The following is a 22756-nucleotide window of genomic DNA, read 5'->3' as shown; positions in this document are numbered from 1 at the left end:
AAATTCCCTCCAGTCCTACATTTAGTATATCATTCCATTTATAGTGATTGCATTTGGGTTTGAAGTATAAAGACACGACTCAGTAACTTGTTTATTTCATTTAACCTTATAAACGAACCTCTTACGTGCAATATATTGCATTTTAGATTTATTAACGAACGACATCATATCCTTGTTCTTCAATTTTGTCACAGATTGTTTTTAAATCAATCACAGACTGATCATATCGTACGTTTACTTTCCCGGCATCTAGATGAGCTTCAACATGTTCTACTCCATATAATCCTTCAAGAGCACCCGTTACCGACCTTACACAATTTTCACAATTCATGCCCTTTACTACTAGAACTACATTCATGATGCTCTCTCCTTTTTAATCGTTATCTAATAAAGTATGTTCAAACCTACTATGTCTTACCAGACACCGCATTATATGAAAATGGGTATCAGGGGTTGAACAATATATTATTATTCATGTTAATGCATGTCTAAAGTCGTCGCTTTTTTGGTGAAATTAAACCCGAATTCAAAACTGACGTAATACATTCATGAGCACCGCCTATTGTTGTCAAGAGCACGTGTTTAAAAGTACAGGCTTAAGAATGTATGACCTAGCATTATATACAAAGGATGCGATTAATTATGGATGCTATTTTAGAACATGTTGCAGGGCTGAATGTTCATCAAAAGACGTTGTTGCGTGTGTATTATATGGACCATTAAACCGTAGACCAAAAAAGGAAACAAAAACATTTGGAACTACTGTCAAAGAATTACTTAAACTACAAGATTGACTTGCAGAATACAAAGTAACAGATGTTGTGATGGAAAGCACCGGTGTTTTTTGGAAACCAGTTTGGAATATTCTTGAAGGTCATTTCACATTAATACTTGCCAATGCCCAGCGAATCAAGAATGTATCTGGTAGAAAAACTGATGTTTCCGATGCGAATTGGATCGCGAAACTGTTACATGCTGGTCTAATTGAGCCTAGTTTTGTCCCCCCAGTAGCATTTAGAGATTTACGGGACTTAACACGCTACCGTCGCAAATTATTAGGTCATGCAACGTCTGAGAAAAACAGAATCCATAAAATCATGCAAGATGCTAATATAAAACTTAGCACGTATGTTTCCGATGTAATTAGTGTTTCAGGGCGTGCATTACTCGAGATCTATCATCAATGGTGAAGTATTGGAAGTTGACCAAATAAGAACAATGGTAAAAACAACACTAAAGAAGAAAGTGCCACAGATCGTGGATGCTTTAAATAGTCGAATTCGTCTACATCACCGCGAATTAATTCAAATGCATTATGATCACCTTATTTACATCGAAAACCGGATTGAAGAATTAGAAAGCAAAAGTAGTCTATCGGTCATCCCCTATCGTGAAGAAATGAATTTATTAATGACCATTCCTGGTATCAAGAAAGATGCAGCGGCGGGCATCTTAGCGGAAATAGGTATTGATATGGCACAATTTCCTTCCGATGGGAATCTATCATCATGGGGTAGATTCAGCCCTGGTAACAATGAAAGTGCTGGAAAAATAAAGAGCACTTAAATCCTCAAAAGGAAACAAAGGACTAAAAGCCATACTGTGTCAGGTAGCCTGGGCCGCAATGAAAACAAAGGACAGCAGACTTTCCTTTTATTATCGCATAGTAAAACGACGATGGCCGTATAAGGCAAACATGGCACTAGCACACTTAATATTAAGGATTATTTACCAGATGTTGAAAACCAAAACCCCCTAACAAGAACTTGGATGGAATTACCTACCAAATAAAGAAAGGAAGAAAGATTATTTTATCAAAAAACTACAAAACCTAGGCCATGAAGTGGATATTCAAGAAATAGAATCAGCATAAATCAAATTAATTCATAGTCAACTTTTTTTAAAAAATGGGAAATCCCATTTACGGGAGGGTGCTTTTTTGTGTCAAAATCAGGCTTTTCCTCCTTTTTCGTATAAAAAGTCCGGTGAAAATGACACTGCAATAGGGGAGCTTCTGCTAAAACCGCCCATGTCCTGTGGACAACACGAAAGTCATCACATCCTGTGAAAGTCCGCTGCTCGAAACTGTGCCGCCTCGAACTTCCGACGCACAGGACGTGCTAGTGTCGGCGTTGCTAACAGGACGTCAGCGCTTTTAGCCGACTTGATCCTTTTTATCCTTTTTATACGAAAATGGGAGATAAGCTCAATTTTGACACAAAAAAACATCCTCCCTAAAAAGTAAAATTACTTTTTTTGGAAAAAACATTTGATTAATTTGTTATATGATGCTTTTTATCCCCCATTCTGTTTTTTTGATTGGACTTGAGCTTATTAACTACCAAAATGGAAATCTGGACATTATGGATACTTTCTTCCACTAGATACTCCGCCAGGGCATCCCTTAATGCGAGGAATACTAATCGTCGAAAATGTTGTTTCCTATGGTAGAAGTGCTCGTCATAGAAATGTACGATCACCAAGCTCTGTAGTATCTATAATAAACAAAGTAATTAATTATTAAACGCCACACCCCCATTTTCATTCATTGCGGTGTCTAATAAGACATGGGAGTTTTGAACACGCACTAATAGTATTATTCATGAGATATTCCTTATCCATTTAAAGTTTACACATTTCAGAAGTTTAGTTAGAAACATTGCTAGTTCTTTATCCAATTATTGTCAAAAATCTAATTTCCACTTGAAGTCATTATTTTTTCGCTGCTACTTATGTCAAGTAGAACCTTTATCCATAAAACTATATATCATATATATAAAACACATAAAGCTACAACTATCTTCTACAAGAAAACAACTATAGCTTATGTCTAATAATTTAAATCACTTTAATTGTTCAACAAGTCTGTCATAAACATTCATATCTGTAAAGGTACGTAATGGATAATAACTTTTATTCGGTAACAAATTTTTAATATCAGGTAGCAGTCGTTCATGGCAAATAATTAAGTCAGCTGATTCAGGAACCTCATTCATCGAAGAGTTTTCAACAGAAATATACAAATTTGCTTGTTGTAACTTCTTTCTAAGCATTGCTGCCCCCATAGCACTTGATCCAATACCTGCTTCACATACAAAATAAATTTCCTTTATATTTGTAAACGGATCAACAATCTCTTTTACTGTATTTCGATTTTCTGTCAATTTAGTTTGAACTATTTTAGTATTTTTTCTATTAGGTAATTGCTCATTTTTATCCAATTGATAAAATTCAACAATTGTTTCTTGTGTATCTTCTACTGTTGGAGTTTCGGAAACGGTTCTTAATAATAATATACCCATTATAAATGACATAAATGCTGAAAATAATACACCTAAAAAGACAAAAATCATATCTCCCTTTGGAGCTAATCCAATTAAAAGAAAAATACTGCCCGGAGATGAAATAGAAACAAGTCCAACATCAAACCATTGGAATGTGATTACACCGACCACCCCACCTAAAATAAGCGCGATAACTAATCTAGGTTTCATTAAAACATAAGGAAAATATACCTCATGTATTCCACCTAAAAAATGAATGGATGTGGCAATTTTTGCACCTTTTCTCTGCTCCGCTTTCGTACGTATCCAATAAGCAAGTAAAATTCCTAAACCTGGACCAGGATTTGATTCTAATAAGAAAAAAATAGATTTACCAATCTCATTCGCTTGCTGGATACCAAGAGGGGCTAACATACCGAAATTAATAATATTATTAAAAAAGAGAACTTTTGCAGGTTCAATAATGATTGCCACAAGAGGAAGTGAACTAGAGTATATGATATATTCTAGCAGATCTGTACCGATCTCTATGACATTCGAAAACATCTTACCAACGTATAGAAAGCTTAAAAGTGTAAAAATAACTGCGACTATAGCCGCTAGTAAATTACCAATTAATAGTTCATAACCTACGCCAGGAAGTTTTTTAATTATTATTTCATCGATTTTCTTAATGACCCAACCTGCAATTGGTCCAACAATCATTGCACCAAGAATTACAGGTAAAGAACTAGATAGCGTTAACCCAAATACTGCAATAGCCGCGACTGCAGCACCCCGTTGACCCCCAATAATTTTACCCCCGGTATATCCAATTAATACTGGCAATAAAGTATGATAAACTGGATCTACAATTTCAATAATTGTCTCGTTATACCACCAACCATAATCACCAAAAATGGCTCGAATAATACCTATTGCAACTATGATGACGATATTCTGATACACCATTGCACTCAATAACTGAGAAATCTTTCTCATTGGTTTTGTAACTCCTTTACAGAGCGAGTTATTTTTAATTCGAAAGCTTTTGTAAGAACTTCTTCTAGTTTGGCTTTCACACTATCTTCATTACCTGAAGTTATTTCCTCCACAAAAGAGTTATCTATAAAGGAAGCAGGTATTTCACTAATCATTTTCATATGTTCAAGCGGCGCATTGGATGGGATAACTAACAATAGAATCGTCTGAATTTCTACCATATTTCCATCGTCACTTTTCCAAGGAATAGAATGCCCCGTACGAAAAACTGCAACAATTGGATAAGTTACTCCCGCAGATTTGGTATGAATCATTGCAAGTCCATTTAACACAAAACCTCCTAACTCTTCCCGTTTCTTTAAATCTTTCGTTACGAGGCGATGATCGACTATATCGTTCACATCCTCTAATAAGGAAACGACACTTGTAATAATATCAGAACTTTCTCTTACATTATTAAAAAATTTAAAATTTTTCAGTATTTGTAGTAACCCTTCCCCATAAGTTGCAAGAGAAAGTAATGAATGGGTTTCTATTGAATTATTATTTTGAATTATAGGTAACCTTTCAATCTTTATATGCTCTTGATTTATTATTGAATTTCTAATTTTAGCAATATCTTCTTTCTTTAAGAAAGGACTTACTACTACCATTTTTTCTTTTTCTACATATGGCAAATTAACCGTGGATATTATTATATCTATTTCATAATCTTCTTTTAACCAATCGGAAAGTTCATTTACTGAAACTACTGCTTCTACTTCAATACTCTTAATCTCTGAACGAATTTTTGTCGATAAATACATTGAAGTACCAAGACCACTTGCACATACAACGATTGCTTTATATTTTTCCTTCAATCCTTCTTCAATTCGGAGTAAGGATGCACCTATATGCATTGCTAAGTAACCAACTTCGTCTTCTGGAATTTCATATCCAGTTTTTTCAGTTAAAAGCTCACAAGCTGTTGCACAAGCTGTAAAAACTGCTGGATACTGTTCTTTAATTTTTTCTAACATTGGATTATGAATTTGTAAACCAAATTTTAATCGATTAAAGACAGGAACAAAATGTGATACTAACCCCTCAAATAAAAGTTGGTCTCCCTCAAAGGATTCATCTAAATAAAACTCGACAGAGCGAATAAAACTTTGTGTTAGTTCTATCCAGGTAAACTCTTCATTTTGGTCTGTTATCATATCTTGTTTTTTAGTAACTTTAGCGCCGGCTAAATGTAAAGAAATATAATTTACTTCAATTTCAGGAAATGTTAAAGATGAAACTTGCTCTAAATGTTTTACTATTTTTTTTGCAAGAGAAAGGGTTTCATGATCAAATGGTTCCCATTTACCTAAGTTCGTATTTTCAATAACTTTCCCACTTTGAATTCTCTCCATTGCCAACATGATATGAATCATTAAATTCACATAGTTTCTATCCGTTAGTATGAATTCCGGTTGTTCATTCAAAATATCATTCAAAACACGATCTACATCTAGAATTTTATCAGTTTGTACAAACTTTAGTAATCGATTTCTAATAACTGATCCTAATTTTCCATACATTGATTCGACAGTTTTCTTTTCATGAAATAGTTCGATCCAATCTTCAAAAGTAATATCTTTGTGGAGTAGACGAGATAATAGTGTTCTCCGTTGTTGCTCTGACGCATTAATATAAATACCTATACCTGGTTCTCTGTGAATCATAACTCCACCCGCTTCTAACCAGATACGGATTTTATCTAGGTCAAAGGCAATTGTAGCGATAGATACATCATATTTTTTACTAAAAAACTCTTGTTTTAACGGAGAATTTGCAAGTAATAGATCATAAGTGATTCCTTCCTGCCGTTCTTCAGGAGTATAGGCAGACATTATTTTTGCTTTTTTGATTTGAGCTTTTAGTCTTTTTATATTTTCTTCCGACCCTTGCAAAATAAGTCCAGAACCAAATTTTCGGGTAACCTTAATATCAAGTTGATCAAGAGTCATTGTTAGAGATTTAATTTCTCGTTGAATCGTTCGAGTGCTTAACTTAAAGAAATCAGCTAGTTGTTTATAGGTAACTGGTTTATTGCTATTTAATAAAGTACGCAACAATTCCTTTTGTCGTGAACTTAAAACAATAGATGCCTCCAACCTTTTTCCCCCTTAAATAGGTTTACTGCTCATTTAAATGTCATCAATAATTTACAATTTACATACTAAATATAATCTAACGATTTGACGCATGTTCATATGAAAAGGTATCTTTTAACTTAATATAAAGGTCCTTATATATTTCGTAACCTTCTTGATATCTTTTTACATTTGCATGATTCACTAACGTTTCTTCACCTTTTTTAAAAAAATCTGGAAAGTCACAAGGACTATTCCATAAACCTACACCTAACCCTGCTAATAATGAAGCACCGAAAGCAGGACCTTCTCTTTCTTCAAAAACCTTGACCTTTCGACCCAACACGTCTGCCAAAACTTGTCGCCAAATTATATTTTTACTTGCTCCACCGGTAACATATAATGTGTCTATTATAACATTACATTGTTTTATTAATTCATAACAATCTTTTAAACTATAAGACACACCTTCAATCACAGCTCTAGTGAAATGATCACGAGTATGATTATAACTCATTCCAAAAAAAACTCCTCTTGCATGAGGATCATTATGTGGCGTACGTTCTCCGTTTAAATATGGAAGATAGATTAACCCTTCAGACCCTGCTTCAATTTTATGAATATCTTCGAGTATTTGATCATACGTACCTTGTGAAAAGGTACTCTTAAACCAATTTAATGACATACCTGCTGATAATGTGACCCCCATTGCATGCCAAGTATTAGGAAGACAATGACAGAATAAATGTAATGTATGTAACGCTTGTTCCTCTTTAACCGGAGGCAATTTTTTCAGTGGAGCAAAAACAGTTCCAGATGTACCTATACTTATTACTCCAGTACCTTCTTCGTATATACCGTTTCCAAGTGCTGCTGCAGCATTATCACCAGCACCTGCGATTACTGGAGTTCCTTCTAATAATCCAGTAATGTTTGCGGCTCGTTTAACAACCCCACCAACGACCGTATTACTTTCGTGCACTTCCGGCAACCATTCAAACGGAATATCCAGTGCTTCTATTATTTCATTTGACCACTCTCGCTTCTCTACATCAAAAAGAGATGTACCACTAGCATCTGATACATCAGTTGAAAAGATTCCACTAAGTTTATAAACGATATAATCCTTAGTTAACATGACATGACAAATGTTATTATATCGTTTTGGCTCATTTTTCTTAATCCACTGTATCTTAGGTGCTGTAAATCCGGGTAAAATAGCATTCCGTGTAATAAATTTTGATTTTTCTTTACCTATTATTTGCTCTATTTCTATACATTCTTCTTGAGTTCTCACATCATTCCATAATATTGAATTCCCTAATTCCTGTTTATTTTCATCTAATAGGACTAAACTATGCATTTGACCAGATACACCAATCCCTTTTATTTGCTCTGGTTGTATGCCTTGATTCCATATTTGTTGCAGGGATTTTATAACAGCATTCCACCACTGCCTCGGATCTTGTTCAGTCCATCCAACTTGTGGAACAATAAAATCATAACTACAATTCCCTGTTACAATAAGATTACCATGTTCATCTATTACGATCGCTTTTGTTCCTTGTGTTCCAATATCTATTCCCATCAACAATCTATTTGCCATTATTTTTCCTCCCGATAAATAATATAAAAGAAAAAGCCACACAGTATTGTGACTTTCAACATGTACGTATTTTATAATTTAATTTGAACTTTAAAATCATTAGGGTCTCTCGATCCTTTTAAAAAGTCTATTGCTTCCTCAAGTGTGATTTCTTTTGAGATTAAATGCTCTACATCAATTCTACCTTCTTTTACCCAATGAAAGGCAGGTAAAAAAGTATAGTTAATTGCCATTGACCCGATAATTGTCCAATCTTTATTGTAAATTTTAAACGGTTCAATTGCTACCTTCGCATCTGGTGCTGTCACACCGAATTGTAAATACTTCCCTGTTGCACCAATATAATTGAATGCTTGTTCAATTACTTTTGGAATACCAGTAGCATCTATAACAACATCAAAACCATCTGGATACTTTTCCGCACTTATTTCAGTTTCAATATGTTCGCTTAATACACCTTTTGTCGCACCCCACTCAAGTGCCATATTTAACTTTTCTTGCGAAACATCTACAACGACAAGTTCTGAAGCCCCAGCCATTTTCACTGCTTGAACGAGTTGTTGCCCCATTGCGCCGGCCCCAAATATAATTACTCGATCTCCAACCTCTAGATGTAGACGATTCATACCATGAACGACACATGCCATTGGCTCAATAAATGCTGCCTCTTTAAATGACATGGAATTAGGAATTTTTACAACATTTCTACTTGGAACTTTCACGTATTCTGCCATACTACCATCTGTTGTATTTCCTAATGCGCCCCAATTTTCGCATTGGTTACCACGATTCGTCAGACAGTATTTACATTGACCGCAGAATAAGGAAGGGTCTGCTGTCACTCGTTCACCCTCCTTAAAATCCTTTACATTTTCACCAACTTCATGAATTAAGCCTGAAAATTCATGACCAGGTATGATTGGATATGGGGAAAGAAACTCTCCTTGGTATATATGAATATCGGTACCACAAATACCAATATTTTTAACTTTTATTGTAACCTCATCTAGTCCTGGCTTTGGATACGGTACTTCTTTAACTACTGCTGTATACGGTTTTTCTATAACTAAAGCTTTCATTTATTCTACACCCCATTTTAATAGTTTAAATTTCTATCTAAAAACTTTAAGAAGATGTTCAAAAAGTCCGGTAAAAATGACACTGCATTAGGGGAACTTCGACTAAATACCGACACGTCCTGAATCGAACGTCAAAGTCACCACATCCTGTGGAAGCTCGTTGGCTTGTTTTCCGCTCCTTGAAAAAGGAAAGCACTTTTTCTCCGTGCTAGAAGCGTTTCCTTGGAAAAGAAGATCACTTTTCCTGCGTACCAGATCTTTGCTCATGTATCTAAATGAAGCAGGGGATCTTCCGTTAAACCGCCCACGTCCTGTGGGCAACACGGAAATCATCACATCCTGCGAAAGTCCGCTACTCGAAATTGCGCCGCACAGGACGTGCTAGTGTCGGCGTTGCTGACGGGTCCTTTTTATCCTCCTTTTTGAACACGCACTTTAAGTGTTTATCCTTTTACCGCTCCCATTGTAAGTCCTCTAACTAATTGTTTTTGTGTAAACCATCCCAAGATTATAACTGGCAGAATAGAAATGGACGCAGCGGCACACATTTTAGCCCAGAATAATCCTTCTTGTGTCATATAGGACGACATATAAACAGGTAATGTTGCTGCTTTTGTGTAACTTAAACTAACTGCAAAAAAGAATTCATTCCAGGCAAATACCATCGATAAAAGTACTGTTGAAATAAGTCCAGGTCGAACAAGTGGTAAAACTACTTTAAAGAATGATTGGATACCCGTTGCCCCATCAATTTGTGTAGCTTCAATAATTTCATAGGATACATCGTTAAAGAATGAACGCATCATCCAAATAATTAGTGGGACATTCATACCAGCATAAAGCAATATTAATGCTACTAATGAATCTAACAAATTTAAACTTTTAAACACTAGATATAACGGAATAATTATCCCTGCTATAGGCAAAAATCGTGTTGAAATAACCCAAAATAAAATATCTTCTTTTCTCTTTATACGATACATCGCAAGTGCAAATGCTGCGGGAACCCCTAGTAAAACTGCAATTAAAGTAGATGACAGTGTTATAATTGTCGAGTTAATGAAAAAGTCTCCCGCTCCCATATTCCATACCATCTGAAAGTTTTCGAATGTCGGTTTAAAGAATAAAGTAGGGGGTATATTGATTGCCTCATTTTCTGTCTTAAATCCAGTTATAAATATCCACAAAACTGGAAAAAAATAAATAATCGCCGCTATATAAGTAATAAATGTAAGTCCACCTGATATAATTTTTTTCATTATCATTGTTCCTCCTTGAACATGCGACGTAAAACTTTTATCATGAACATCATCATAATAATGGTTAAAATTACTGTAATCACACCAACTGCTGAGGCTCTACCAATATCCCAGTTTTGAAATCCTGTTCGATAAACGAAAAATGATAAGTTAGTCGAAGCAAAACCTGGTCCTCCAGAAGTCGTTACATAAATCTCTCCAAACACCTGCAAAATAAACATTAACCCTAATAGAACGACAACCTCTATATATCTAACTAAATGCGGAATGGTTACATTAATAAATTGTTGAATTTTATTAGCACCATCAAGTTGTGCTGCTTCGATTAACTCTCCAGGTAAAGATTGTAATCCTGCAAGTAAAATAAGCATAAAAAACGGGGTCCACATCCATGAGACAATTAAAATAATTGATAATAGAGGATGTTGGGATAACCAGTCTATTGGTGTTTTACCAAACACTTCAGCAAAATAAGATGAGAATCCAAAGTTTGGGTTATAAACTAGCGTCTTCCAAATAATCGCCGATACAGTTGGCATGACAAAAAAAGGTGTAATGAACATTGTTCTAACCAAATTTTTCCCAAAAAAATGTCGATTCATTAATAAGGCCAAGGCAAATCCTAATATGAAACAAATAATAAGAACAGTTAACGTTAATAAAGCTGTATTTTTTAATACTTGATAGAATCCGGGGTCAGTTAATACTTTTTTAAAGTTTGATAGTCCCGTAAATCGTATCCCTTTATCAGGTCGCATTATATTCCAATCTTGAAAGCTATAATATATTGTAATTAGAAAAGGGATCTGCGTCATTATAATAAGAAATATAGCGCTTGGTAAGATCAACCTTTTGATAGGGGGCTGATTCAAGTTTCTTCTCTGTTCTGTGGATATTTTCATACTCATGCCTCCTCGTATTAAACTTTTGAATTTAGAAATATCTTATATAAAATTATAAAAACCGTTGAAAGGCTCGCTTTCTTTAGGCGCTAGCCAACGTATAGGCTCACCTTTTCAACGATTTTATAAACTAACGATTGCTATAGAGTTTACAATAATCCAAATTTCTTTTGATAATCATTTTGTTAAATTCATATCTCAGCACTTTTTTAAGGCACAGTCGATTTATATTACTACTTATATCCACCTTCTACTGCTGCATCTTCAGCTAATCTTTGTGCTTCTTTCATAGCATCTTCTACGGACTTATCTCCTGCAATTGCCGCTGCAATTTGTTGACTTACTTCAGTTCCGAGTGATTGGAATTCAGGTATAGCAACATATTGTGCTCCAACATATGGTACAGGATCGACTGTAGGATTATCATAATCCACACTTTGAATACTTTCTAATACCATATCAGCGAAAGGAGCCGCTTCTTGATAGTTTGGATTCTCGTAAGTTGAAATACGTGTGCCGGATGGTGCCACTACCCAGCCTTTTTCTTCTCCTACTAACTCAATATACTCTTTACTTGTAGACCATTTAATAAATTCGAATGCTGCTTCTTTATTCTTACTTGCCGATTCTATAGCTAGAGACCATGCATAAAGTCCACCAGTGTTTTCTTCTTTCACTTGAGTGGGTGCAAACGCATAACCAATTTTTCCTACTACATCAGAATCATCAGGATTATTTAAAAATCCTGCTGCTACTGTTGCGTCATACCACATTGCTGCCTTACCAGTAGACATAACAGTTAAAGCTTCAGTAAATCCAGTACTTGTAGCGCCGGGCTGTCCTGCATCATTTAACAGATCAACATAGAAGTTAATTGCATTTACTGTATTTTGACTATCTAGTTGTGCATTCCAATCCTCATCATAATAGGAACCACCAAATGCGTTAATTACTGTAGTTAAAGGTGCCATCATTTCCCCCCAACCTGGAAGTCCACGCAAAACAATTCCAGGTGTACCCGTTTTTTCTTTAATCGTTCTAGCTATCTCACCGACTTCTTCCCAAGTTGGATGAAGAGGCATTTCTACGCCTGCTTCTTCAAATATTTCCGTGTTATAATAAATCATTGTGCTTTCGCCGTAAAAAGGTAATGCGTATAAATTTTCTTCAAATGTTAATGCATCTCTCATCGTTGGAAAAATATCTTCTAGGTCATAAGTTTCTCTTTCCTCATCACTTAGAGCTTCCATTTGCGGGCTCAGTGACTCAATCCATCCATTTTGAGCCCAAATCGGTGTGTCATAAGTACTAATGGTTACAATATCAAATGCTCCGGCTCCAAGAGCAACATCTTCTGTTACTTTTTTACGCAAATCATTCTCTGGCAACACAACAAATTCAACCATAATTCCCGTTTCTTTTTCAAAATATTCTTTCGTTAATTCTTGCATTATTTTCATATCTGGGTTGTTTACTGTTGCGACAGTTAAAATAGTTCCATCAACAGACTTATTCGATGCTTCATCAATATTTTCTTCATTCTTACTAGTATCCTCTGAAGAACCACATCCCGTTAAAGCTAGTACAAAAATAACTATGATCGAAAACAAAAATACTATTCTTTTCTTCATTCTTATTCCCCTTTTTATTTTGTCTGCGCTTACAAGATTAATTATAGCAGACAAAAACGGCATGAAATCTCCAAGATGATATAAGTTTGTCGTATTTAAGGTGTGACAAACTTTAAAATTTTATAATTTATTTTAATTTGTTACTTTTTTGGTCTATAAAATCAGGTACGAGTATATACTCTAGTTTCTATCGATAATTTTTAAATAATTGTGATTTTTTTACGGTTCTTTTCATATACTTTTACAAATCGGAACCATTACGATATACTAATATCATTCTATTTAAGGAGGAAATTTTTTTGAAAGGTAAGGCAATATTATTAGCACCCTTGCTCGTTATATTATTAGCAGCTTGTAATTCAACAAATGAAACTAGAAACGATCAATTAATGATTTATACATCAATTTATCCAATTCAATTTGTAGCTGAAGAAATTACTGGTGATGAAGCAGTTGTTAAATCAATTTATCCTCCAGGAGTTGATGCACATACGTATGAACCTACTTCAAGAGAAATTACAGAGATTGCAAATGGTGATGCGTTTATCTATCTAGGCTCTGGTATGGAAAGTTTTGCAGAAACTGCGGCGGACGCCTTACAGTCCCAGGAGATTCTTTTTATAGAAATTGGAGAGCATGAACATTTATTTGCGAAAGATGACCATGATAACCACGGACATGACCACGATCACGGTGACCATGATCCACATATTTGGTTAGATCCGCTTCGTATGGTAGAAATTGGTGAGATAATTAAGAACGAGCTTGTTTCATTAAACCCTGAAAAAGAAGATGAATATATAACTAATTTTGAAATATTAAAGAAGAACTTGACTAAACTAGATGAAGATTTTACAGCAACCCTTAATGCAAAGGATAATAAACAAATTCTTGTCTCCCACGCCGCTTATGGGTATTGGGAAGAACGGTATGGAATTGAGCAAATTCCTATTAATGGATTAACCTCAAGTGACGAACCTTCTCAAAAGGATTTAGCTGAGATTGCGCGACTTGCTGAGAATGAAGATTTAACATATGTTATTTATGAACAAACAGGATCGAATCGTTTAGCATCTATTATTCAAGAATATATTCACGCAGAAAAATTGACTATTCATAACTTAGAAGTGTTGACTGAAGATGATATTGCAGAAAATGAAAATTACCTTTCTTTAATGGAGAAAAATTTAGAAGTGCTTAACCAAGCGACAAAATAAGCTCGAACCGTGGTTAATACGAGATTCCCGTGGTTAAATGCGGAAGTTCGTGGTTAAATCACAAATTGCGTGGAAAAAGGATTGCTTCGTGGTTATTTTAAATTTCCCGTGGTTAAACGCAGAACTTCGTGGTTATTTCGAGATTCCCGTGGTTAAATGCGGAAGTTCGTGGTTAAATCACAAATTGCGTGGAGAAGGGATTGCCTCCGTGGTTATTTTGAATTTCCCGTGGTTAAACGTAGAATTTCGTGGTTATTTCGAGATTCCCGTGGTTAAACGCAGAACTTCGTGGTTATTTCGAGATTCCCGTGGTTAAATGCGGAAGTTCGTGGTTAAATCACAAATTGCGTGGAAAAAGGCTTACTCCGTGGTTATTTCGATATTCCTGTGGTTAAATTGCATATTGTGTGGATAAACGTTAAGGAGGGAAATTATTTGTCAGATTCCGTTATTAAACTAGAAAATATCTATTATTCTTATGGAGAAAAGACTGTTTTACGAAATGTTAATCTTGATATTAAACGTGGAATGTTTATGGGGATGGTTGGTCCAAATGGTGGGGGAAAGACTACTTTAATAAAAATAATTTTAGGTTTATTAAGACCGGATCATGGATCTATATATTTATTAGATGAACCAATTGAAGCTTTTAAAGATTGGAATCGAATTGGTTTTGTGTCCCAAAAAGCGAATACATTTAATAAGGGCTTTCCAGCGACTGTATTCGAGGTTGTGGCAATGGGATTAACAGCTAAAGTTGGCTATTTTAAATTTATGAGAAAAAATCATAAAGAAAAAGTGTTACAAGCCATTGACCAAGTTGGTATGGGAGAATATGCATATCAAAACATTGGAAACCTTTCTGGTGGTCAACAACAACGTGTCTTTATTGCACGTGCACTAGTGAGTGAACCGAAGTTATTAATTTTGGATGAACCGACTGTCGGAATAGATTACCGTAATGTCGAGCGCTTTTATGAATTGCTTCATGAATTAAATGTGAAACAAAACATTACAATGTTACTTGTTACCCATGATACAGGTGCAATGACGAAATATGCTACAAATATCGTTTGTTTGAATCAAACACTACATTTCCATGGAAAGTCCGAAGAATACTCAGCCCTATCAGCGGAATATTTATCGGAAATTTACGGTCATCCAGTACAAGTAATTGTACATGACCATGATTAAAAGGAGGTAGCTATGTTAAGCGACATCATTCAATTTGACTTTTTACGCCATACTTTTTTAACTGGACTCTTAATCGGGATTATTGCACCACTCTTAGGGTCATTTCTTGTTGTCAGAAGACTTTCTCTTTTGGCAGATGCACTTTCACATGTAACACTTGCAGGTATTGCTTTTGGATTATTCATTGAAAAACAGCTGACACTTCCTTTAGGGCCTTTATACAGCGGGATGGGATTTTCCGTAATTGGAGCAATTTTAATCGAAAAATTGCGCTCCGTCTATAAAGCTTATCAAGAAATTGGTATTCCAATAATCTTAAGTGGTGGAGTTGGACTAAGTGTTATTTTTATTTCATTAGCTAATGGATTTAATACAGATTTATTTAATTATTTATTCGGCTCTGTTTCAGCAGTAAGTCGTAATGACTTTTTTACTATACTAGGAATTTTTATCTTTATTATTCTAATGATTGTCATTTTTTACAAGGAATTATTAACTCTTTCTTTTGATGAAGAGCATGCTACAGTCTCAGGAATTCATTCGAAACGAATTCATTTTCTATTTATCGTATTAACAGCACTTGTCATTGCTGCATCGATTCGAATTGTCGGGGTATTATTAGTATCCGCTTTAATGACATTACCAGTAGCCAGTGCAATGAGAATTGCAGTAAGTTTTAAACAACTTATCCTCTTCGCTATTATTTTTGCCGAAACTGCTGTTATAATTGGATTAATTACTGGTTATTATTTAAGCATTCCTCCTGGTGGGACAATCGTAATGGTTGCAATCATAATACTTTTGATTACATTAGTATTTAAACGGTTATCATTTCATAAAGGAGTGGTAGAAAAATGAATAAACAAGAAGCTATTTCCATCTTACAAAAACAAGGGTTTAAAATGACTAAACGTCGGGAAGATATGTTAACTTTTTTTGCAAAAGAGGATAAATATCACACAGCTAAAGATTTATATAAATATATGGAATTAAATTATCCAGGGATCAGTTTTGATACAGTTTATCGAAATCTTAATTTATATCATGATTTGGGTATCTTGGAATCTACTGATCTAAATGCTGAAAAACATTTTCGTATGAATTGTGGTAGCCACCATCATCACCATTTTATTTGTAATACTTGCGGTAAAACAAAAAAGATAAATATGTGCCCAATGGATGATGTGGAACAACTGCTTTCAAAATATAAAATTGATGGTCATAAGTTTGAAGTTTACGGACTTTGTCCAACATGTCAGCCGGTATAAAGGGGCGTTTTCGTGTGAAGGCATATCTTGCAGTTGGTATTGGTGGAATAATCGGTTCAAGTTTAAGGTATCTAATTTCTTTACTTATTAGTGTTGCAAGTTTCCCCTGGTCAACTTTGATTGTCAATGTGACTGGGGCTTTCCTGTTAACCTTTATTTTATTTCACCCTTCAATTAAAGCAAAATTATCTCCAATTATTTTTACCGCCATAACTACAGGGATAATTGGATCCTATACAACGTTTTCAACGATCACGGTAGAAGTAGTTATGCTCTTAAATTCAAATTATGTTCTCTCTATCATTTATCTCTTCGCTACAATTTTTGGTGGATTATTCTGTAGTTATCTCGGATTTAGGTTTTCCTATCGTTTATCTACAGGATCGATTGAAAAATGATTATACAAATCCTTCTCGTTGCCACCGGAGGCTTTTTCGGTAGTATGTTGCGCTTTTATATTTCGAATAAATGCCATAAACATTTTATCGGTACATTGATCGCTAATGTTTCTGGATCCATACTTTTAGGTATTCTTTTAAAGTATCATTTAGAAAATGCTATCCCTAAGTCTGTTTGGCTCATATTAGGAATAGGATTTTGCGGTGCATATACTACTTTTTCAACTTTCGGTAATGAAACAATTCAATTGATGGAGGCGAAACAATTTCGATCAGCTTTACTTTATGTCATCAGTACATTTTTTGTTTCCATTGGAATCGTTTGGTCAATCTTAATCTAGCAAATCATCCATAGATTCAAACTCAAATTAATTAATACATTAATTATACTGCGTAGCAGAATAATTTTAAAAAGGGATAACATTATGAAATCGTTATCGCCTAATATATTCATAATGAAAAACAACGGCTAAATGTAACCGTTGTTTCAAGTCTTACTTTTAATTTTTCTATTATTACCATTTCCCTAAAACTTGATAAGAAATAAACAGATTCTATTTAAACTCCCCTTGGAACACGAATGTATCAATCGGATTACGGTCTGAAGGTTTTTCACGCTTTTCAAGATGTTCCGGTAATTCTACATTCGGATCATAATAACCTAATGCAAAAATTGCTTGAACTTCATATTCTTCTGGAACTTGTAAAACTTCTTTCGCTTTCTTACGATCAAAACCACCCATTCCATGTGTAATTAATCCTTGACGGGTAGCTTCAAGTGTTAAATACCCCCATGCAGTCCCTGTATCAAAAGCATGTGTAATATTTGGATCTCCTTCTTCGTTTCGTGTCGTTTTAGAAATAATCGCCACAAGGACGGGAGCATTTTTACACCATACTACGTTATTTTCATTAATAAAGCTGAGAAAATTACCCCGGTCGGCTTCTGTCTGTGCATACACAAATCTCCACGGTTGCCAGTTTGCCGCAGATGGTGCCCAACGAGCTGCTTCAAAAATACTGTTTAGTTTTTCTTGCTCTACGGACTTCTTGGAAAATGCTCTAGAAGACCAGCGTTTTAAATAAATTGGATTAATATTGTGATCTGCTTGTCTGTATTTTTCTATTTCCACTAACTCAAAACTCCTTCACCGTTTTAATAAACTTATCATATGCAATCACTATTTCTCAACAGTTCTGCTCGCCTACTTAATTTGAACTTATTAATAAAGAACATCGTCTAATAAACAAAATCCCAGAACCTCATTTTCATTCGCTGTAAAAAATTTTTTGACTCCGTAATACGAAATAACGTATCCTTTGTAAAACCTATCAAAAATTGACGATTTTCCTCTGTTATCTCTTTACCACTATACATAGCTTTTTGATATATATGTACTGCCTGTTTATATTTCATAACATATTCTTTTCCATATTTAACATGTAATTCTTTCTCAAATGTATGAACAGAGCCGCCAAATTCCTCAAGACCGTCGTACTGTAATAAATAAAGTACATAGGAAAAAATTTTCTTAGCAGCAACATTAACAGGTGATTGTTGAAATGATTTCTTTAGCCTAAATAATTTATACCTCCTATTGGTAAAATAACCGATTATTAATAAACTTGCGATTACTAATATAATATACAGATATAATTTGTAATTACTCCAAATAGATTTATTTTTTTCTCTATTTAGATTATTTTTATTTTCTTTTTGTTTATCAGATACTTTTTGGGACGAATCATCTGCTCCACCACCAGCTTCTTTTCTAGACTGCGTATCTTTTTCGTTCTCCCCTTTTGGATATTCCGATAAATCTGTTTGTTCCATTACATGGTAATAAGGTGGTGTGACTTCTATTGGAATCCACCCTATTTCATCTAAATAAATTTCCGTCCAAGCATGAGCATTTTTTCCTGTTAACTCTATCTTTTCGAAATTATCTTTACCTTCTATATCTTTAGGGGTTACCAAATAACCTTCTACATATCTGGCGGGTATGTTAAGATAACGAAACATTAATGTCGCTGCTGTTGCAAAATGTGTAGCATATCCTTCTTGTGAGTTTTCCAATAAATGTACGACGAAATCTTGTCCTTCTGGTAAAGGTGTAGGATTTACTTTATATGTAATCGTTCGATATAAATATGTTCGTACAAACTCAATTGCTTCTTCGTAAGAAACATGGTTTTCGTCATCGCTTGATGTAACCTCAATATGACCTTCCAGTATGTTTTGGATATTGCTAGGTAATTTCGTAAAATGTTGATAGACATATTCATTATAATGACTCTCGTTCTTTACATAGTGATCTATTGTTTCATTCGCATTTTGTTGATAGATTACATTTGCAAGTGAAGGGTACTTAACGAGTAATTCACTGTTTATTTCGTATCGATATGATCGATCTCCAAAAAATTGGCTCGAGGAAATCATACTGTAATCAGATAAACGTACGTTTTCAAATTGCTCAGCGTCTGAACTTAGTTCATATGGAGTATAAAGAAACTTACTATGACCATTTAAATTGTTAATAGTAACATTAACCTTTTCTCCAATCTTTTTATTTTCTTCATTCATACTATTGATCGTGCTTAGTTGACTTAAAGGATTAAAACCTTCTTTATTCAACCAATAATATAATCCTCTATTTTCATAATACGTTTTGCTGTCTAAATCGCTCCAACGTTCACTCGTATAATTAGAACCGACAAACCCTCTTAAATAAAGAGAGGCAGGCTTATCCATTATTACTTCTAACGCAGGCTCATTAAAAAATTGTATCTCTCCTAATTGAGTAAAATCACCTTTAGTAAATGTGTTCGTTTTATCCTTTTCAAAACGGAAGTCATCTATTTTTGTTTGAAAATAATTTCTTACTTGGTCAATATATTTATTTTTTTGATAATCTGTCGTTGATTGAATAGAAAATATAAGAAAAATGGAACACGAGAATAATAATAGGATAATAAACGAGTCCAAATATAGCACTTTACCTCTTTGATCGCTAAAGAATTTATCATCTCGGAGCGATTGTATATACGATTTTAATAAAATTAATATACTAATTAATAGTAAAGCTATATTTAAAAATAAATTAACGTGTATATTTCCTACCACCTGAATGCTTATAACACCCATGATAATGGCAAAATGGATAAATAATTTATTATATTTCACGATCATAAATAGACTGATTGAAACAAATAATGACAGATAAATCCAAATAATATTTGCAAATAATTCTTTTGAATACCCTGTAAGTTCAATCTTATATTCTGGTAATATTATTCCACTATTTTTTCCAATGCTTTGAAAAATATCATTTAGTATAACTAAAAAACCGTCTATCACGTTATTTTTAGCGAATAATAATAGAAAAATAAAACTAATTAATACAATTATATTAACAATAAACCTTGTTCTCTTTCCAATATATAAAAGGATAATTACTATGGATCCAAGAATAAGGGTTACAAGCTTTATGTTTTGAATAGAAAACATAGATAAAAAAGTAATTTCTATTACAATAAATAATACTAACGTTAGTACTATATCCATCGTTGTTAGCATTTTTAAATCTTTTATATTGCTTTTATTGTGCTCAACTGATAACTCTATAGATCTATTCATGACGTTATTCTCGTTTTTCATCCTTTTAAAGCTCCTTAAATCGGTAGTTTCCGTAAGTCCTCTTCTAATGTATATGGTGTAATATGGATTGTATCTTCTGTATTCCGCAAGCTTTTCTCTATATGATGTGATGTACACCGAATCGTTATCATATGAATACTTTCATCTAGACTTTCCCTATTTGGCTCAGATGATGTAATGTAAATTAATTGTGACACTCTTATATCATATGTATTTTGTAAAAAGGTAGCTATACTCGATTGATGGTCAACTTTAAATGATATCGATAACAGATCTTGTAAATGGTCATTAAGTTGGTCTAGTGAATGAATTTCTTTTCGTCTAAATAAATTATATTTACGATCAAACCAGCCGAAATAATGCGTTTGATCACTCTTGATCATTGCTTTTGATATCGAATAAAACGCTTCAATCATCGCATCTATTTCATTTGGATGAACATCACTTACCGCAGTTTCTAACAGAATAAACTGCGATGATGTAATCACTTCGCTCATTTCTTTGACTAATAATTCATCTAACTTACTAGAAAGTTTCCAATGAATTTGTTTCAAATTATCTCCCAGCACATACTCTTTAATTGCAATAATATCGTTTGCGTCTATCCCTTTCGTATGATCTGTACTAAGCGAATATTCACTTATGATGGATTCCCGACTGTTCCCTAAAAGGTCTATATCATAAGTACCCGGTAAAACAAATAACGCCGTTTGTTCATTCAACTGTTTAGACAGAGAAAAGACACCAAAATAATCGTACAACGTGATACCGGTAACTTTTACATTCATCTTTCCTACATATTCACTTCTTAAATGAATTGGTATTAACTGATATGATTTCCCTCTAACTGTTGTATAAAAATAATCCTTATATTTTTCATCAACCAATGGATTATAAATTTCCAAATGACATTTCAGCTTGGAGATTGGTAGAAGGCTCCTATTTTCCACCCGAATATTTAGTAGTCCTCTTTGTCGTTTGTACATAGAGATTTTATTATCGACTTTAGTAAAGATCTTATTTTTAATAATAAAAAGTATCGTGATAGAAAAAATAAATAATACTAGTGTGATAACAATAAGAAGAAAAGCAAAATAGGAATCGCTAAATATGTACATAAAAATAGCAAAACATAGTAAAATCGTACTCAGTACCCTTGAACGGATCATATGAACCACCTTTACTTTATATAGATAAATCTTAAATATTTAAACTATGTTGTAAATCAGGGGTTTTTTCATTTTTTAAAATCTCTAATAATATTGATTCTGAATTTTTTCCGGACATTTGTGCTTTTTGTTCTAAAATAATTCGATGATTACACGTATCAATGAACATATCAATAACATCTTCCGGAATAACATAATCACGTCCAGAAATGTATGCATTCGCTTTTGCTATACGACTAAGGGCTAAGGCCCCACGCGGACTAACTCCTTGGAGAATTAGAGAATGATTTCTTGTTGCTTCCGTTAAAGATGTAATATATTTTAATATTTGCATGGAAATGTGTAATTGATGCACCTCTTCTTGCATAGTAATTAATTCATCATTTGTCATGACAACAGATACTTTATCAAGAGGTTGTTCCATTTGACGTTCTTTTAAAATTTCTACTTGACTATCGAAATCTGGATAACCAATACTTGTTTTAATCATAAAACGATCTAATTGCGATTGGGGTAAAGCTTGAGTACCATAGGATCCTAATGGGTTTTGTGTCGCAATTACATGAAAAGGTTTCGGAAGCGGGTAGGTGTTTCCATCTACTGTTACATTTTTTTCTTCCATCGCTTCAAGTAGTGCAGCTTGAGTTCTACTTGTTGTCCGGTTAATTTCATCTGCTAACAATAAATTACACATTACTGCTCCTTCTTTAAATACAAATTCCCCTTCATGTTTACTAAACATTGTAAAACCTACAATATCGGATGCAACGACATCTGGTGTAAATTGAATTCGGTTAAAATTAAGCCCCATTACTTTACTAAATGCTAATGCTAAAGTAGTTTTTCCAACTCCCGGTATATCTTCAAGTAGCACATGTCCTTCTGCTAAAATAGCTGTAAATACTTTTTTAGCAATGGCATCTTTTCCAATAATCACCTTTTTGATTTCATCAATCACTTGATTCGCTTTATTCCTCATGTGTAAACACT

The 22756-nt window shown here is 34.0% G+C and carries 20 protein-coding genes; 8 read left to right on the top strand and 12 right to left on the bottom strand.

Annotated elements, in window-relative coordinates; all coding sequences use genetic code 11:
- Positions 1-151: 151 nt before the first annotated feature.
- Positions 152-358 (bottom strand): cation transporter, encoded by a 207-nt coding sequence (locus tag SPD89_RS04390; protein ID WP_336260748.1) that lies wholly within the window; start codon positions 356-358, stop codon positions 152-154.
- 466 nt (positions 359-824) lie between these two features.
- Here SPD89_RS04390 and SPD89_RS04385 point away from each other — a divergent pair, with 466 nt between their 5' ends.
- Both SPD89_RS04385 and SPD89_RS04380 read left to right on the top strand, forming a co-directional pair.
- Positions 825-1190 carry an IS110 family transposase gene (locus SPD89_RS04385; protein WP_336260747.1) on the top strand — a complete coding sequence of 122 codons (366 nt, stop codon included), beginning with the start codon at positions 825-827 and terminating at the stop codon, positions 1188-1190.
- Complete coding sequence (locus SPD89_RS04380) at positions 1159-1566, top strand: transposase (RefSeq protein WP_336260746.1); 408 nt, start codon at positions 1159-1161, stop codon at positions 1564-1566. The genes SPD89_RS04385 and SPD89_RS04380 overlap by 32 nt, the downstream gene beginning before the upstream one ends.
- A 1277-nt stretch (positions 1567-2843) precedes the next feature.
- Here SPD89_RS04380 and SPD89_RS04375 read toward each other — a convergent pair.
- From SPD89_RS04375 to SPD89_RS04345, 7 genes are all read right to left on the bottom strand, one after another.
- Positions 2844-4265, bottom strand: a complete 1422-nt coding sequence (locus SPD89_RS04375; RefSeq protein WP_336260745.1) for a PTS transporter subunit EIIC — start codon at positions 4263-4265, stop codon at positions 2844-2846.
- Entirely contained in the window at positions 4262-6406 is a 2145-nt protein-coding gene (locus SPD89_RS04370) for a BglG family transcription antiterminator (RefSeq protein WP_336260744.1), read from the bottom strand. The genes SPD89_RS04375 and SPD89_RS04370 overlap by 4 nt, the downstream gene beginning before the upstream one ends.
- A gap of 76 nt (positions 6407-6482) precedes the next feature.
- Entirely contained in the window at positions 6483-7991 is a 1509-nt protein-coding gene (gene xylB, locus SPD89_RS04365; protein WP_336260743.1) for a xylulokinase, read from the bottom strand.
- A gap of 71 nt (positions 7992-8062) precedes the next feature.
- The gene (locus SPD89_RS04360) at positions 8063-9070 is read right to left on the bottom strand and encodes a zinc-dependent alcohol dehydrogenase family protein (protein WP_336260742.1); all 1008 of its coding nucleotides are present in this window, start codon (positions 9068-9070) and stop codon (positions 8063-8065) included.
- A gap of 443 nt (positions 9071-9513) precedes the next feature.
- Entirely contained in the window at positions 9514-10329 is an 816-nt protein-coding gene (locus SPD89_RS04355; protein ID WP_336260741.1) for a carbohydrate ABC transporter permease, read from the bottom strand.
- 2 nt (positions 10330-10331) lie between these two features.
- Complete coding sequence (locus SPD89_RS04350) at positions 10332-11231, bottom strand: carbohydrate ABC transporter permease (protein WP_336260740.1); 900 nt, start codon at positions 11229-11231, stop codon at positions 10332-10334.
- Between the two features lie 233 nt (positions 11232-11464).
- Entirely contained in the window at positions 11465-12862 is a 1398-nt protein-coding gene (locus tag SPD89_RS04345) for an ABC transporter substrate-binding protein (RefSeq protein WP_336260739.1), read from the bottom strand.
- A gap of 299 nt (positions 12863-13161) precedes the next feature.
- Here SPD89_RS04345 and SPD89_RS04340 point away from each other — a divergent pair, with 299 nt between their 5' ends.
- From SPD89_RS04340 to crcB, 6 genes are all read left to right on the top strand, one after another.
- Positions 13162-14079: a metal ABC transporter solute-binding protein, Zn/Mn family gene (locus SPD89_RS04340; protein WP_336260737.1), complete on the top strand. Its 918-nt coding sequence runs from the start codon at positions 13162-13164 to the stop codon at positions 14077-14079.
- A gap of 435 nt (positions 14080-14514) precedes the next feature.
- Entirely contained in the window at positions 14515-15273 is a 759-nt protein-coding gene (locus tag SPD89_RS04335; protein WP_336260736.1) for a metal ABC transporter ATP-binding protein, read from the top strand.
- Between the two features lie 12 nt (positions 15274-15285).
- Positions 15286-16131, top strand: coding sequence for a metal ABC transporter permease (locus tag SPD89_RS04330; RefSeq protein ID WP_336260735.1), 846 nt, complete (start codon positions 15286-15288; stop codon positions 16129-16131).
- Positions 16128-16541 (top strand): Fur family transcriptional regulator, encoded by a 414-nt coding sequence (locus SPD89_RS04325; RefSeq protein WP_336260733.1) that lies wholly within the window; start codon positions 16128-16130, stop codon positions 16539-16541. The genes SPD89_RS04330 and SPD89_RS04325 overlap by 4 nt, the downstream gene beginning before the upstream one ends.
- A gap of 14 nt (positions 16542-16555) precedes the next feature.
- Entirely contained in the window at positions 16556-16939 is a 384-nt protein-coding gene (locus tag SPD89_RS04320; RefSeq protein ID WP_336260732.1) for a fluoride efflux transporter FluC, read from the top strand.
- Positions 16936-17280: a fluoride efflux transporter CrcB gene (crcB, locus tag SPD89_RS04315; RefSeq protein ID WP_336260731.1), complete on the top strand. Its 345-nt coding sequence runs from the start codon at positions 16936-16938 to the stop codon at positions 17278-17280. Before SPD89_RS04320 ends, crcB begins: the two co-directional genes overlap by 4 nt.
- Positions 17281-17493: 213 nt before the next feature.
- Here crcB and SPD89_RS04310 read toward each other — a convergent pair whose 3' ends face one another.
- From SPD89_RS04310 to SPD89_RS04295, 4 genes are all read right to left on the bottom strand, one after another.
- Positions 17494-18072 (bottom strand): nitroreductase family protein, encoded by a 579-nt coding sequence (locus tag SPD89_RS04310; RefSeq protein ID WP_336260730.1) that lies wholly within the window; start codon positions 18070-18072, stop codon positions 17494-17496.
- A gap of 107 nt (positions 18073-18179) precedes the next feature.
- Positions 18180-20597, bottom strand: coding sequence for a transglutaminase-like domain-containing protein (locus SPD89_RS04305; protein ID WP_336260729.1), 2418 nt, complete (start codon positions 20595-20597; stop codon positions 18180-18182).
- A 14-nt stretch (positions 20598-20611) separates the two neighbouring features.
- Positions 20612-21502 (bottom strand): DUF58 domain-containing protein, encoded by an 891-nt coding sequence (locus tag SPD89_RS04300; RefSeq protein ID WP_336260728.1) that lies wholly within the window; start codon positions 21500-21502, stop codon positions 20612-20614.
- 295 nt (positions 21503-21797) lie between these two features.
- Positions 21798-22745: an AAA family ATPase gene (locus tag SPD89_RS04295; protein ID WP_336260727.1), complete on the bottom strand. Its 948-nt coding sequence runs from the start codon at positions 22743-22745 to the stop codon at positions 21798-21800.
- Positions 22746-22756: the final 11 nt, after the last annotated feature.

It is taken from the genome of Pseudogracilibacillus sp. SO30301A (assembly GCF_037072025.1).
In the GTDB taxonomy this organism is placed as follows: Bacteria; Bacillota; Bacilli; order Bacillales; family Amphibacillaceae; genus Pseudogracilibacillus.
This window is presented reverse-complemented; position numbering and strand designations above follow the sequence as displayed.